The organism is Vagococcus humatus (assembly GCF_003950325.1).
In the GTDB taxonomy this organism is placed as follows: domain Bacteria; phylum Bacillota; class Bacilli; order Lactobacillales; family Vagococcaceae; genus Vagococcus_C; species Vagococcus_C humatus.
Map to the genome: position 1 here is coordinate 622,087 of NZ_PXZH01000001.1, position 15,076 is coordinate 637,162.

General features: G+C 35.4%; 16 protein-coding genes. 2 read left to right on the forward strand and 14 right to left on the reverse strand.

The features are described from left to right. Nucleotides 1-127 precede the first annotated feature (127 nt). From tsaD to glpK, 6 genes are all read right to left on the reverse strand, one after another. Nucleotides 128-1,156, reverse strand: coding sequence for a tRNA (adenosine(37)-N6)-threonylcarbamoyltransferase complex transferase subunit TsaD (gene tsaD, locus C7P63_RS02990; RefSeq protein ID WP_125942675.1), 1,029 nt, complete (start codon nt 1,154-1,156; stop codon nt 128-130). 12 nt (nt 1,157-1,168) lie between these two features. After that, nucleotides 1,169-1,609, reverse strand: a complete 441-nt coding sequence (gene rimI / locus C7P63_RS02995) for a ribosomal protein S18-alanine N-acetyltransferase (RefSeq protein ID WP_125942676.1) — start codon at nt 1,607-1,609, stop codon at nt 1,169-1,171. A gap of 1 nt (nt 1,610) precedes the next feature. Further along, nucleotides 1,611-2,333, reverse strand: coding sequence for a tRNA (adenosine(37)-N6)-threonylcarbamoyltransferase complex dimerization subunit type 1 TsaB (gene tsaB / locus C7P63_RS03000; protein ID WP_125942677.1), 723 nt, complete (start codon nt 2,331-2,333; stop codon nt 1,611-1,613). Nucleotides 2,334-2,397: 64 nt separating this feature from the next. Then, nucleotides 2,398-3,453, reverse strand: a complete 1,056-nt coding sequence (locus C7P63_RS03005; protein WP_165863756.1) for a hypothetical protein — start codon at nt 3,451-3,453, stop codon at nt 2,398-2,400. Between the two features lie 126 nt (nt 3,454-3,579). Further along, the gene (nagB, locus tag C7P63_RS03010; RefSeq protein ID WP_125943060.1) at nt 3,580-4,287 is read right to left on the reverse strand and encodes a glucosamine-6-phosphate deaminase; all 708 of its coding nucleotides are present in this window, start codon (nt 4,285-4,287) and stop codon (nt 3,580-3,582) included. Between the two features lie 203 nt (nt 4,288-4,490). After that, complete coding sequence (gene glpK, locus C7P63_RS03015; RefSeq protein WP_207852922.1) at nt 4,491-6,014, reverse strand: glycerol kinase GlpK; 1,524 nt, start codon at nt 6,012-6,014, stop codon at nt 4,491-4,493. A gap of 308 nt (nt 6,015-6,322) precedes the next feature. On the opposite strand from glpK, the gene C7P63_RS03020 reads away from it, so the two are divergent. Continuing rightward, a complete protein-coding gene (locus C7P63_RS03020; protein ID WP_125942679.1) occupies nt 6,323-7,201 on the forward strand; it encodes a metallophosphoesterase family protein in 879 nt (292 codons plus the stop codon). 70 nt (nt 7,202-7,271) lie between these two features. Here the strand turns inward: C7P63_RS03020 and C7P63_RS03025 are convergent, their stop codons facing one another. From C7P63_RS03025 to C7P63_RS03045, 5 genes are all read right to left on the reverse strand, one after another. Then, nucleotides 7,272-7,907 carry an ABC-2 transporter permease gene (locus tag C7P63_RS03025; protein ID WP_125942680.1) on the reverse strand — a complete coding sequence of 212 codons (636 nt, stop codon included), beginning with the start codon at nt 7,905-7,907 and terminating at the stop codon, nt 7,272-7,274. Then, nucleotides 7,907-8,401, reverse strand: a complete 495-nt coding sequence (locus C7P63_RS03030) for an AAA family ATPase (protein WP_279386788.1) — start codon at nt 8,399-8,401, stop codon at nt 7,907-7,909. Before C7P63_RS03030 ends, C7P63_RS03025 begins: the two co-directional genes overlap by 1 nt. 2 nt (nt 8,402-8,403) lie before the next feature. After that, nucleotides 8,404-8,766 carry an ATP-binding cassette domain-containing protein gene (locus tag C7P63_RS03035; protein WP_125942682.1) on the reverse strand — a complete coding sequence of 121 codons (363 nt, stop codon included), beginning with the start codon at nt 8,764-8,766 and terminating at the stop codon, nt 8,404-8,406. Beyond that, on the reverse strand, nt 8,766-9,149 hold the full coding sequence (locus C7P63_RS03040; protein WP_125942683.1) for a GntR family transcriptional regulator: 384 nt from the start codon (nt 9,147-9,149) through the stop codon (nt 8,766-8,768). Before C7P63_RS03040 ends, C7P63_RS03035 begins: the two co-directional genes overlap by 1 nt. A gap of 141 nt (nt 9,150-9,290) precedes the next feature. Beyond that, nucleotides 9,291-9,524, reverse strand: a complete 234-nt coding sequence (locus tag C7P63_RS03045; RefSeq protein WP_125942684.1) for a hypothetical protein — start codon at nt 9,522-9,524, stop codon at nt 9,291-9,293. A gap of 150 nt (nt 9,525-9,674) precedes the next feature. Here C7P63_RS03045 and C7P63_RS03050 point away from each other — a divergent pair, with 150 nt between their 5' ends. After that, nucleotides 9,675-10,205: a GNAT family N-acetyltransferase gene (locus C7P63_RS03050; protein WP_125942685.1), complete on the forward strand. Its 531-nt coding sequence runs from the start codon at nt 9,675-9,677 to the stop codon at nt 10,203-10,205. A gap of 24 nt (nt 10,206-10,229) precedes the next feature. On the opposite strand, the gene glmS is transcribed toward C7P63_RS03050, so the two are convergent. The 3 genes from glmS to glmM form a co-directional block, all read right to left on the reverse strand. Beyond that, nucleotides 10,230-12,038: a glutamine--fructose-6-phosphate transaminase (isomerizing) gene (gene glmS / locus C7P63_RS03055; protein WP_125942686.1), complete on the reverse strand. Its 1,809-nt coding sequence runs from the start codon at nt 12,036-12,038 to the stop codon at nt 10,230-10,232. Between the two features lie 231 nt (nt 12,039-12,269). Next, on the reverse strand, nt 12,270-13,463 hold the full coding sequence (locus C7P63_RS03060; RefSeq protein ID WP_125942687.1) for a multidrug effflux MFS transporter: 1,194 nt from the start codon (nt 13,461-13,463) through the stop codon (nt 12,270-12,272). A gap of 241 nt (nt 13,464-13,704) precedes the next feature. Then, entirely contained in the window at nt 13,705-15,063 is a 1,359-nt protein-coding gene (gene glmM, locus C7P63_RS03065; protein WP_125942688.1) for a phosphoglucosamine mutase, read from the reverse strand. Nucleotides 15,064-15,076: the final 13 nt, after the last annotated feature.

The window sequence follows — 15,076 nt, forward strand, 5'->3', positions numbered from 1 at the left end:
AGCTAGCACCTCTCTACAAATCCGTAAAAATGTGGATTTATCTTGTTTATACACAAGACTTTACATAGTATACCGTATTTTTTTTCAGATTTCAAGAAAAAAGTTGCAATTTTCATCGTTTGTTCTTTTATTCGAAGATTAGGCTTGGTTCAGCATTTAAATACATATCAGCTAACTGTTCTTTTTGACTTTCGTAAAATGCACAAGCCCCAATCATTGCCGCATTATCTCCGCAAAGTTTTAATGGTGGTTGGATCAAGCTAACTTCTGGCTGCTGTTCTTTTAAGCCTAACTCTAGCCCTTGTCTTAACCCTTTATTCGCTGCTACACCACCTGCAATGACTAATTGTTTCACTTGGTAGTCTTTACAAGCACGTAAAGTTTTAGTCACTAAGACTTCTACTACACTGGCTTGGAAACTAGTGGCTAAATCAAAGGGACGAATTTCTTCTCCTCGTTGCTCTGCATTATGCACAGTATTGATAACTGAACTTTTTAGCCCACTAAAGCTAAAATCGTAATTATCTTCTTTTAGCATAGCTCTTGGAAAATGATAAGTATCTTCTCCTTCATGAGCCATTTCATCAATTTTTTTACCACTTGGGTAAGGAAGACCTAAAACGCGGCCAACTTTATCATAAGCCTCTCCAGCGGCATCATCTCTTGTTTCACCAATTACTTCATAGCTCCCATGCTCTTTCATGTAGACTAACTCAGTATGTCCTCCGCTAACTAGTAACGCCATTAAAGGAAACTGAAAATCTTCTACAAATTGAGCGGCATAAATATGTCCTGCCATATGATTAATAGGAATTAAAGGCAAGTCATGAGCAAAAGAAAAAGCTTTAGCTGCACTAATGCCAACTAATAAAGCCCCAACTAAACCTGGTCCATACGTAACAGCTACACCACTTAAATCAGCTGGTGTTACCTCTGCTTGCGTCAGGGCTTCTTTCATACACAAGGTAATTTGTTCTACATGATGTCGACTAGCTACTTCTGGTACTACTCCCCCAAACCGCTGATGACTAGGTATTTGCGAAGCCACTATATTAGAAAGAATTTGATTGCCATCTTCCACTACTGCTACACTTGTTTCATCACAACTACTTTCTACTGCCAAAATTAATCGGCGTTCTTTTGTCCATACAGACATGTTGTCACATCCTTAACATTCTAACTTCTTTTGATAAATCCAGGCGTCTTCCACTGGATCTTGATAATAATTTTTTCGAGTGGCAATAGGTTGAAACCCTTGTTGCTGATAGACATGTTGTGCCTTTAAGTTTGAAACTCTCACTTCTAAAAAGCACTGGGTTACCCCTTCTTCAACACATCTAGCTAGCCACTGATCCATTAATTTTTGTGCTAGATGCTGATTTTGATAAGCAGGTTTTACGCCTATGTGAATTAATTCAGACTCATCAAATAACTGATGATAAATTAAAACTGCTACTAACTGATTATCTTGTCTAGTTTCTAAGACATGGATATAGCTTTGCTCCAAACTTTCCCTTAACTGCTCTTGGTTCCAAGGAGCCCCGTTAGGATAACTTTCTTCTAACAATTGCCAAATGTCTAAAACTTGACGCTCTATTATTTCACTCATATTAAATACGTTTCACATATTCTTGTTTCGTAACATCTGGATGGTTTTTCAACCAATTTTCTTCAGCCTCTACCCGTTTTAAATATTTAGGCGTAAAGTTTTCAACATCAGCTTCTGGTGTTTTTAAACTACCTAAATAAGCTAAGCCTAATGGATTTAACTGATTTGTCAACACATGAGCCTCTGTTTGTTTATGTTTAAATGTTTCATGGATCGTATCCTCAAATACAGGAACATCTACCCCAATAAACTGGACAGGTAAGTCTTGTTCAGCTAACTCTTCTAACCAAGCTGATAAACTAATATGTTTATCTGGTAGTAAACTAACTAACTCTCCGTTTTGCCACTGGTATGCTCCAGTATAAACATTGTTTCGTCTAGCATCACATAAAGGAACAATTAAGCCTGAAAACTGACTGTTTACCGCAATCGCCGCTAAACTAGAAACACCTACTAATTCTATTCCTAAAGTCCAAGCTAATGTTTTAGCTGTTGTCACACCAATCCGAATCCCTGTATAAGAGCCAGGACCTTCTGCTACCACAACACGCGTTAAATCTTTAGCAGACCAACCATGTTCTTTCATCAAACATTCTATTCCTGGCATCAATCTAATACTATGATTTTTATTGACCAAAGACACATAACTGGCTACTGGTCTTCCATCTTCAACTAAAGCAATCCCTAGAGCTTGTTGAGAGGTATCAATTGATAAAATTTTCATTTTATTTCCTTCTTTCAATCACTTGTCGTTTTATTTTAGCACATCTGACAGAGGTTTTACGAGTTTATAGGAAAGCCATAACTTTCTCCACCCATGTTTCAGTCAACGTTTTTTCTTCCTGTGCCATAGAGCTATCACTCATGCCTAAAGTCTGATTGTTAGCTAGTCGGCTAGCTGATTGAAACGTCACTACTAGTTGATAGACTTCTTTTTGTTTACGTAAAACCAATTGAATCGATTCAGTTGGCTGCTGTTGTTTCCATTGTTCTAAAATAAAGTAGGCAGCTTGTTCTAAACTTTTCTGATTGGCACTAGATAAAGAAATCCCTAAATCAGAAGAGAGCTTTTCCACCTGTACATCAGAAAACAGCAAACTTTGGCTCTTTTTAGAAGAAGTATCTGTTAGTACAGGATAGGTATATCTAGCAAAATGATAACAACTATGCTGTAGTTCTTCTTCTAATTGAGACCGGTAAACCCAAGTAAATTGAGGTAAAATCGTTGCTAATTGAAATAAACGTTGAACCGTTTGTTGGTTAACTGGTAACAATTGATGTTCTTCATAACTTACTAACCCTTCTTTTAATAACTGAGGAAAAGAAAGATACTGAAGCATCCAACTTTCATTAGCTAAATTCATCCGAATAAACCGCTTAGCTAAAGAGAAATTGTTAGTTAGTTTTCCTTCTTGTTGATAACAAGCAAGACAATTCTCCTTTATAAAAGGATAACAAAATAACTCTCTTTCAGAAAAAGAGTGACTGCTAACACTGTGATTATTTTTAGATAAATCATATAAATAATCAGTTGCTTGTTTAGGATCTACCTCATAGGTTTTAGCAAACAAAGCATTGACAACTGAGGGAGGAGGGGTTAATAAATCTCCTAATTCACTTTCAATACGTCCTTTATCTTCATTTGTTAAATTAGCAGGTAGCAGTTGAAGTAGTTGAGTAAGTTTATCTGGTTGTTTAGCTAAATGATTTGGCACAGCTTCATTCAAATCTACTGCTAATATCGTTTCAATTCGGTTTTGAAGATAAATTCTATCCATCTCCATCCAACTATCAAAAGAGATAGCCACATCAATAAATTCATTGACCCATTCTTTTATATACATGTCCATTCTCCTATTCTTTTTATATACAGTTTTCCATTATACTGCAGAACTAGCCGACTCGGTAGAGATAATAGCAAAAAAGATGTAGAGAATTTTCTCTACATCTTTCATCTTCATTGTTTAAGCTTATACACTAAGTTTTGCACTAGCCGCTTGGTCAACAATAACTGTCACGTTATCATGTTGTTGTAAGGCACTAGCAGGGCAATCTTCTGACATCTCTTTTTCAATCATGTTGTAAATCGCTTCTGCTTTGTTTTCGCCGTAAGCAATTAAAATAATTTCTTTAGCTTTTAAGATTGAGCCAATCCCCATTGAATAAGCTTCTGTTGGCACATCTTCCACTGAAGCAAAGAAGCGTTTATTCGCTTCTATAGTAGAAGGAGTTAAGCCGACTTTTCTAGTAAGGGAATCAAAAGGCGTTCCTGGCTCATTAAAGCCAATGTGACCATTCGTTCCAATCCCTAAAATTTGAATATCAATTGGGTTTTCTTCTATAATTTGGTCGTAGCGAGCACACTCTTTTTCAGCATCTTCCTCTGTACCGTCTGGAACATATGACGCTTTAAACGGTTTATGGTTAAATAGTTGGTGGTTCATAAAGTAACGGTAACTTTGCTCATTGTCACCTGCTAGTCCTACGTACTCATCTAGGTTAACAGCTACCATTTCTGAAAAATCTAAATCACTTTGAACCATTTCTTTATATAACGTAATCGGTGTACTACCAGTCGCTAAGCCTAACACTTTAGCTCCTGTTTCCATTCCTTGTTTGATTAAATTAAAGGCCTGTTTACCGCCTTCTTCTTGATTGTTTACTTGAATTATTTTCATCATCAATTGCCTCCCAAAATTTGGTATAGTCCAATTATAAATCAGGCTAGTCCAGATTACAAACAAAAAATCAGGCTAACCAAATGGTCTACGCCACTATGTCTATTCCTTATACTCCTCCAATAAAGGGATTTAAAAAGAGTTAACTCTTATTTTTTTAAGCTCTCCCTTGTTAAAAAAATAATTGGTCTTTAAGCCAGTTACTATTTACCAGAACTACCTTCTCTTCCATGTTTAAAGTGTCTAGTTGCTAAAACAGCTTGTTGCCAGCCACTATATAGTTGATTTCTCACAGGTTCGGTCATATCTGGATAATATTCCGTATCTAGCTGCCAATTTTTTTGGATATCTTCTAAATCTTGCCAATAACCAGTCGCCAGTCCTGCTAAATACGCAGCTCCTAGTGCAGTTGTTTCATTCACTTTAGGCCGCTTAATCGGTAAGTTAAGTAAATCACTTTGAAACTGCATTAAGTAATTATTTTTAGCAGCTCCTCCGTCTACACGCATACTATTAATAGGCAAACCAGCATCTGTTTTCATCGTTTCCATCACATCTTTACTTTGATAAGCAATCGCCTCTAATGTTGCCCGAATAAAGATATCTTTTGACGTCCCTCTTGTCAGTCCAAAAATTGCGCCTCTTGCATCTGTATCCCAATGAGGTGCCCCAAGACCTACAAAAGCAGGAACCACATAAACCCCTTCCGAAGAACTAACTGCTAAAGCATGTTCTTCTGTTTCAGCAGCTGTTTGAATCATTTCAAGCCCATCTCTTAACCATTGAATCGCTGAACCCGCTACAAACACACTTCCTTCTAAAGCGTAGGTGACTTGATCTCCAACACTAGCTGCAATAGTTGTGATTAACCCATTTTCTGAATGAATCGGCGTTTCACCTGTGTTCATTAAAATAAAACAACCGGTACCATACGTATTTTTAATATCCCCTGGAGCAAAACAGTTTTGGCCAAACAAGGCAGCTTGTTGGTCACCTGCCACTCCAGCAATCGGCACCTCTTGACCAAACATGTGATAAGCTGCTGTTTTTCCGTAAACTTCTGAAGAGGATTTTACTTCAGGAAGTAAAGAAGTAGGGATGTCTAAAAGGGTTAATATTTCTTCATCCCAAGTTAAATCGTGAATATTATAAATCATGGTCCGAGAAGCATTTGTATAGTCTGTGACATGAACCTCTCCCCCAGTTAACTTCCAAATTAACCAAGTATCAATCGTTCCAAACAATAACTCTCCTGCTTCAGCTTTCTCTCTCGCATGAGGAACATGATCCAATAACCACTTTATTTTAGTACCTGAAAAATAGGCATCCACTCGCAAGCCAGTTTTTTGACTAATTAAAGGACCATATCCTTCTGCTAGTAATTGATCTGCAATATAACTAGTTTGTCTTGATTGCCACACAAGCGCATGATAAATCGGCAGTCCTGTTTTTTTATCCCAAATAACCGTAGTTTCTCGTTGGTTAGTAATACCTATAGCTGCCACTTGATTAGGATCCACGTGAGCTTCTATTAAAACAGAGGCAATCACTGCTTGCGTTGTCATCCAAATTTCGTTAGCATCATGTTCCACCCAACCAGGTTCTGGAAAAAATTGAGTGATTTCTTTTTGGACTTGATGAATAACCTCTCCTTGTTTATTAAATAAAATAGCACGAGTACTGGTTGTTCCCTGATCAATAGCCATAATATACATTGGTTTTGTCATGATTAACTTTTCAATCCTTTCATTAAATAAAATTGATTATTTTAGTTTTCTTGTCTGATTTCTCGCTAAAAAAGAACTGACTTCCCTATTTACTTACAAAGTCTAGTATACAATATCCCTTGAATAAAATGGGGAAATTTTTTCGCTTTTCCGCTTGATTATACCACTCAAAAGAAAAGGCTTCCAACAGGAGACTTATAAGGAAAAAATCCTTCTCTATAAAAATAAATATTCATAAAAATAACCTACTTTTTTAAAACTATTTTTGCTATAATAAAAACAAATAAACTTTATGAAAGGAGCTTTACATGACCCATTCCCCTTTAACTTATCGTTCAAATAACACCTTTAAAATAGCTCAATTTACCGATATCCATATTGGTTATCCTAACGGTGAAGCTGACTTAAAAACCTTAGCTGATTTTGAAACGTGTTTAGCCCATTTGGATGTTGATTTAATTGTCATTACAGGTGACTTAGTTTGGGCTTACGGCGGACTTAATCCACTACTTGCTTTTAAACAGTTAATTAAACGACTAAATAAGGTTGACATTCCTGTGGCCATTACATATGGTAATCATGATTCAGAATATAAAATAACTCGCTCAGATTTACGTCAACTAGAAACCACCTTAACTCATTCCGTTACAAAAGAAAACAGCAGCCTATGCCAAGATAGAGAAAATTATACTTTGTCAATTTATGACAAGGTAGGAGATAAAATTTTACACCAGCTTTTTCTAATTGACTCAGGCAATGAAGCACCTAAAGAGGTTGGAGGCTATGCTTATCTTTTCCCAGAACAAATCAACTGGTTTAAACAAAAAGAACTTGCCACAAAACATTCACTATTAAACTTAATTTTCATGCATATTCCTTTAGTTGAATATCAATACGTGAAAGAAAAAATTACATCCGGTGGCCAGTTAGAAGCGATTTGTTGTCCTAAAATAAACACCGGTCTCTTCTCTTCTCTAGTGCTAAGTCCTCATAATTATCAAGTGTTTTGTGGGCATGACCATGATAATAATTTTACCGCTTCTTTAAATCAAGTCGGCCTTAATTATGGACTCATTAGTGGTTATAATGTTTACGGCGTTTTCAACAGAGGTTACCGAGAAATTACTTTACATCATGATCAGTTAACTACTCGTTTAGTTCCTTACCAAAAAAATCCTTTTTCATAAAAAATAACAAACCAGCTATAAAAAAAGCTTTAATCAAAGCTTTCTTATAGCTGGTTTGTTGCCTAATAGCTTATTTTTTACTCACTATTCTAACACTTATTCTATAACTCACCACTCCTGTTATTACTGTTATTAAGCTTAATCCTCCTACCAAATAACTTGTCGGAGCTACCGTCATCACTCTCATCCACTCTGGAAAAATTTTGCTTAGCCATTCAACTAAAAAGCTCCCTCCAATCATCACTGCTATAAAAGCACTAATGAGAATTAATCGTCCTTTCTCTGCTCCCCACTTAAAGGTAACTGGTAAAAAAAGAAATCCTAAAAAAAGACAAATTAAAAACATCAGTCCTGCTTGAACACTTGAAACGAGAAAAGTGCTATGATTTAAAAAATATGCCATACTTGTATAACCAACTAAATTAATGAGTAACCCAATTCCTCCTAAAATAAGCGTTAAGATATATTTACTTCCTACATACTGCTTTACACTAATTGGTAACGTAAAAACAAAGGTATCAAAATAAGAACGTTCATCTAAGCTAAGGGTTGCTACCACTTGAAACACTAATAAAAACGATAACGTAGCAAAATATGCTTCATTATTGGTTACAAAGGAAACAGCTATAAATAAGCCAATCAAAATGATTAATTGTTTTTTATAAGTACTTATTAAATATAAGTCTTTAATCAATAACCCTTTCATTATTTCGGCTCTCCTTTCTTAATCATAAGTAAAACATCTTCAATAGATGCTAGTTTAACCACAAGTTCTGGATATTCTTGCTGAAACTTTTGCCGATTATCAATTAAATATTCATAGGAGTGTGGACGTCTTCTTTCATACAAATAAGGAAACTCTCCTAATTCTTCCCGTTGACGTTTAGTCAGATTAGCTAAACCATAATGACTTTGTAATTCATCTTTACTTAATTCAAAACAAATTTTCCCTTGATCTATAAACAAGATATAATCTGCTATCTTTTCAATATCTGTTGTTATATGAGAAGAAAATAAAATTCCTTCCCCTTCTTCTTCTAAATAATTTTGAAACATATCTAAAATATCATCACGAGAAACAGGATCTAGTCCTGAAGTAGGCTCATCTAAAATTAACAATTTAGGTTTATGACTTAACGCTGCAATAATTTTAAGTTTAGCCTTCATTCCTGTTGATAATTCCCCTAAAGTTTTAGACAACTCTATTTTTTCAGCCTGTAACCTCCAAACAAATAACCGGTCATCCCACTGTTTAAATATGCTTTTAAAACATTCCCCACTTGTCTGACTGTAAAATGATTATTAAAATACATCTCATCTAAAATAACCCCTAATTCTTCTTTCACTTGAACATCATTTTTTTTCATGTCTTGACCTAATAGGGTGACTTGACCAGTTGCTTCAGGTAACAAATTTAACAGTGCTTTAAATAAAGTCGTTTTTCCTGCTCCATTTTCTCCTACCAAACCTACTACCATCCCTTTAGGAATAGTTAGTTCTGGAATATCTAGGGCAAAGCCTGGATAGTCTATTTTTAAATTAGTTATGCTTAAACACATGTCCATTATATATCGGTCCTTTCCTCTAACACTTGGCTAAAAATTTCTCGAAACATTGCCCCATCTACTCCATATATACTAGCTTCTTCTTTTAAAGCCCGTATTTGTTTTTTTAGCTCTTTTTGATAATTTTGCTGGATAAACAATCGGTCAATTTGTCCTACATACATGCCTTTTCCTTTCACACTTACAACAAGATTTTCATTGATCAATTCATCGTAAGCTTTACGTGTAGTGATAACACTAACATCTAAGTCATTAGCTAACTTTCGGATAGATGGTAAAGCCTCTAAAGAGTTTAATTCTCCTAATAAAATTTGCTGTTTAATTTGTAAGTAAATTTGTTCATAAATAGGTTCTTTTGCTTGTATATCCACAACAATATCCATAATTCACCTCTTAGCATATATAATCATTCTGTGTATATATAGTATACACAGTCAGCTTATTTGTCAATCATTTTTTCTCTCTTATAATAAAAAAACAGACTGAGGAAATCACTACCTGCTCCTCAGTCTGTTTTTTAACTTTTAACGAATAACTTCTTTCACATGATATCCTTTAACATCTTTTTCATGATCATTGGTTTTTTGATCTGATAAATCAAATAAAACATGTTCCCCATTTTCCTCATCTAGTACAATAACTAACTGTCCAGGAGGATGATATTTAACATGATCTACTTGAGCGGTTCGATATAATTCTTTCGTATCCACATTAGTTGCCAAGGCATTTCCTCGGTTAAAAAAGACTAATTCTTCCATTGCCTCCACCTACTCTTTCTCTGATAGCTTTTATTTAATTATAACATAAGCCTCAACTTTTATAAATATTACCCTATTAATGTAACGAAACTTGGTTCATCTCACTAGATATAGTATGATATCTGTATCATTAAAAGGAGTGTGACCTTTATGTATCTTGAAACCAAGCGGCTTATTATACGTCCCTATCAATCAAAAGATGTCAAAGCAGCAGCTAATTATTTAATGGACCCTATTGTTATGCACTACCTTCCAGAAAAATTTTCTTCCTTAACAAAGGTTAAAGACTTTACCGAAAAAGAAAGCCAACACGGTCGCTATTTTCCTGTTTGTTTAAAAGAAACTGACCAGCCTATTGGACACCTTTATTTTGAAGCTTTTTTCGGTAAGCATAGTTATGAAATTGGCTGGGTGTTTCAGCAAGATGTATGGCAAAAAGGATATGGATATGAAGCAAGCTTTGCCTTACTAGATACCGGCTTTAAGCAAAAAAATATTCACCGAGTAATCGCCACTTGTCAACCTGAAAATACCGCATCTTATCACCTGATGGAAAAACTGCAAATGCGAAGAGAAGGCGAGTTTAAACAGTGTATTCCTGCCCAAAATGGTTGGTGGGATGAATACTATTACGCTATTTTACAAGAAGAATGGCTCAAAAAATATCCGCACTCTCTTTAAAAAGAGGCGGATATTTTTTGTTTATTATTCCACTGTCACACTTTTTGCTAAATTACGTGGTTTATCTACATCTAAGCCACGGTTTAAAGAAGTGTAGTAAGCTAAGTATTGAGTAGGTAACACTGTGATAAGAGGAGTTAACAGTGAATGAACCTTTGGTAAAACAATGGTATCTTGTTCTGTTGCATATTGTTCAGACACAAGAGAAATCACTCGGGCTCCCCGACTTTCTACTTCTTTCATATTACCTCTTGTATGATCTAAGGTGCTTGCTTCTGTTAATAAAGCAATCACTGGGGTTTCATTTTCAATTAAGGCAATCGGACCATGTTTTAATTCTCCCGCTGCGTACCCTTCACAATGAACATAAGAAATTTCTTTTAATTTTAGCGCAGCTTCTAGTGCTACATAATAATCTAACCCTCTTCCAATATAGAAAGCATGGGCCTGATCTGAGATGACTTCTTTAGCTAATTCTTCAAACTGACCTTTTTCAGCCATAACTTCTTCTAATCCTGATGCTACTAGACTTAATTCGTGAGCTAAGTCAAAAGAAAGAGCTAACTCATTTTGTAGCGATTGACCTAAGACATTAGCTAAAATTGCTAAAACAGCTAATTGAGCAGTATAAGCTTTCGTTGAAGCAACTGCAATTTCAGGTCCTGCATGAAGAAGTAAGGTATGACTGGCTTCTCTTGATAAAGTAGAACCAGGTGTATTAGTCATAGTCAAAGTCGGATACCGGTCCGCAACTTGGACAAGCACTTGACGACTATCAGCTGTTTCACCACTCTGACTTAAAAAGATAAAGAAAGGAGACTTGGTTAAAAGTGGCATATGATAGCCAAATTCACTGGCAATATGGACTTCTGTTGGGATATGAGTCAAGGTTTCAAATAATTTTTTCCCTACTAAACCAGCATGATAGCTAGTGCCGCAAGCTACAATATAAATACGGTCACTTGCTTTTAACTGGTCTAGCACTTCCTTTGAAATAGTTAAATTGCCATGCTCATCTAGATATTTAGATAAAATGCGGCGAATAACAGCCGGTTGTTCTTCCATTTCTTTTAACATGTAATGCTCATAGGTGCCTTTTTCTAAGTCTTGACTGTCTAATTCAGCTGTATAAGGGGCACGTTCCACTTTTTCTCCTGCTAAACTTTCAATCTGATAACTAGACTTAGTTAATACCACAATTTCTCCGTCTTTAATTTCAACAAATTGGTTAGTTTTTTCAATCATAGCCATCGCATCACTACAACATCCGTGGAAATCTTCTCCTACACCAATAAGTAACGGACTTTTATTTTTAGCTAAATAAATAGCCTCGGGATTTTTTTTATCTACTAAAGCGAAGGCATAAGAACCTTTTATTAGCGTTAAAACTTGTCTTAACCCCTCTTTAGCATCTAATTGATGTTGAGCTACTAATTGACTAATCAACTCTACTACTATTTGCGTATCTGTACAATCTTCTCCTAGCACTCCTTTTGATAATAACTGTTTTAATTCTTGATAGTTTTCAATCACACCATTATGAACTAAAACAAACCGGCCATCACTCGATTGATGAGGGTGAGCATTTTCCTCAGTTGGTTTACCGTGAGTTGCCCAACGAGTATGTCCTATCCCCATGGTTCCATCTATTTCTGGTGCTAATTTTTCTTCTAAATGAGCAATTCTACCAACAGATTTAATTAGATAATCTGTTTCAGTATTATGAATAAAAATACCAGCTGAATCATAGCCTCGGTATTCTAATTTTTTTAACCCTTGAACTAATGTCTCTGTTGCCCCACCTTGACCAATGATTCCAACAATTCCACACATAACTTGAACCTACCTTTTATTTTAAATTGGTTTACAAATGGTATACCTGTTTATTAATTAGTTAACATACAGTATATTAATAGTTATTGTTTTATTTGTCAACATTTTTTTGAAATGGTCTATATCGATAAATTGTTATCTAAATCCTTATAAATAAAACTTTCTTAAGTAAATAAACCAACTAAAAAAACGATTCATTTGACTAAAAGTCAAACGAATCGTTTATAGCTACTATTTTACCCACTTCAAACAAAGTAATGCGAAAAGTAACATGACTGAACTAAATAAAGGTAAAGTCATAATAGAGCCTGTATGAAGGATGCCAATGACAAATGTGCTAAGACTGACTAATATGTAATATCCTAAACTTAAAAATGCCCCAGCTATCCCAACGGTATCTGAAAAATTAACCAAAGCTAAACTTAAACAGTTAGGCAATGCCATTCCTATTCCAACTAACATAATAAAAACACCTACTATATAACCAAGCAATTGACTGGATAAAGAAAGGGATAAACTAGCTGTTACAATCATACAAAACGAACCTATCAAAGAGACACGAATTCCTTGTGTCATAATTTTTTTAGCTGACAAACGTTTTAAACCTCGATTAGATAGTGCAGCCCCTAGAACTGTAGCTAATGCTACCACTACTCCCATAAATCCATACTGACTTTGACTAAAATGAAAGCTTTCTATAAAAATAGTCGGAGCTTCAGAGTGATAACTAAACAAAATCCCGTTAAATAAGCCAATTAACACACCAAAGGCTACAGTATATGAATCTGTCATCATTTTCTTGCTGATAGCCATCACTTCTTTTGCACTAAAACGAGGTAAGTTAGCTGGTTGTGTTTCAGATAATTGTTTAACACTCCAAACTAGCAACATCATCCCCATTATCACTAAGAAAAGAAAAACAGCGCGAAAGCCATAATACTGTCCAATAATCCCACCAATTAAAGGTCCAATCGCTGGTGAAAAGGCTAGAGCAGCTGAAATTTTGCCAAATAATTGATGTCGCTGATTACCATGATAGTTATCTCTTAAAATAGTTTGAGTGGTAACAGAACCTGTACTTGCCCCAAAAGCTTGAATAAACCGTGCCACAAAAAGAGTCCCAATCTGATTAGATACCAGACAAAAGAAACAGCCTAAAATGTAGATAAAAATCCCGATATTCATAGCTTTTCGCCGGCCGATATAATCAGAGATGATTCCCCAAAAAAATACCCCTATAGCAAAAGCTAAAAAATAAATACTCAAAGTTAATTGAGCTAAGTTTAAAGGTACTTGGTAACCTTTCGCAATCTCGGTTAGAGAAGGCGTATAAATAGTCTCGCTAATTTGCGGAAAACCTACTAAACATATTAGTAGAGCTAAATTAATTTGTTTACTTGATAATGTTTCCATGTTTTTTTCCATAAAAATTCTCCTAATTAATTAATAGCTGGGAAAAAAACATCCTGTGAAGGGAAACGGTGGTATCATGATTTTTATCCAATTATAAAAGTTCATGTTATCACCTCTTTCTTATTTATTTTTTAGTATTTAAACGAAAACCTATTATAGCTTAAATCCCCTGTTAAAGAAAGACCCATAAAAAAATAGGTGATCTTGATTAACCAGATCACCTATCACTTTTAACTTTATTAAAATAAACGACTTAATCAATACCAATTTCTTTACGAACTACAGCTGAAATAGTATCTACATAATAATTAACTTTTTCGATGGTAGGAGCTTCAGCCATCACCCGTAGCAATGGTTCTGTTCCTGAAGGGCGAACTAAAATCCGGCCATCGCCGTCCATTTCTTTTTCAGCTTGTTCAATCGCTTCTTTAATTGCTGGCACATCCATGGCACCATTTTTATTGGATACTTTAATATTGACTAATTTTTGAGGGTATTCTTCAATCTCTGCTGCTAATTCAGATAATTTTTTACCTGTTTGATTCATAACATTCATTAATTGAATACCAGATAAAATACCATCACCTGTAGTATTATAATCTAAAAAGATCATATGGCCAGACTGCTCTCCCCCTAAATTATAACCATTTTTACGCATTTCTTCTACTACGTAACGGTCTCCTACTTTAGTGGTAATAGCATTCATCCCTGCCGCTTCGACTGCTTTATGGAACCCTAAATTACTCATAACAGTTGAAACAATCGTATTTTTTTTCAATTTGTTTTGCTCAAATAAGTATTTACCACAGATATACATAATTTTATCCCCGTCAACAATCTGACCAGTTTCATCCACAGCAATTACGCGGTCGCCGTCTCCGTCAAAGGCTAATCCTAAATCAGCTTGTTTATCTACTACAAAACTAGCTAATTGTTCTGGATGAGTAGAACCTACCCCATCATTGATATTCAGCCCATTAGGTTTCGTTCCCATTGTATAAAAGTCAGCTTCTAAATCTGCAAACACTCGGCTAACAATCGGAGAAGTCGCTCCATTAGCAGCATCTAAACAAACTTTCATACCTTCTAAATTGTGTGTAACTGTTTCAGTTAAAAATTGCGAATATTTAATCAGGCCTTCTGGAAAATCATCTAGCATTCCCAATCCTTCAGCTGAAGGACGAGGTAATTTATCTTCTGTTCCGTCTAGTAAAGCTTCAATTTCTAATTCTTGTGCATCCACTAGTTTAAAACCATCAGGACCAAAGAATTTGATACCATTATCTTGAGCAGGATTGTGCGAAGCTGAAATCATCACCCCTGCTGCTGCTTCCTGTAAACGAGTCAAATAGGCAACTGCGGGAGTTGAAATAACACCTAATTGAAACACTTCAATCCCTACGGATAACAGACCAGCTACAAGTGCTTGTTCTAACATTTGTCCAGAGATACGCGTATCTCTTCCAACTAGAACTCGAGGCATTTCTTCACTGTCTCGGTTGTGTTGACATAAAACATATCCTCCACAACGTCCTAATTTAAAAGCCAACTCTGGTGTTAGTTCTTGATTAGCTATGCCTCTCACACCATCAGTTCCAAAATATTTTCCCATTTTTCCTTTACCT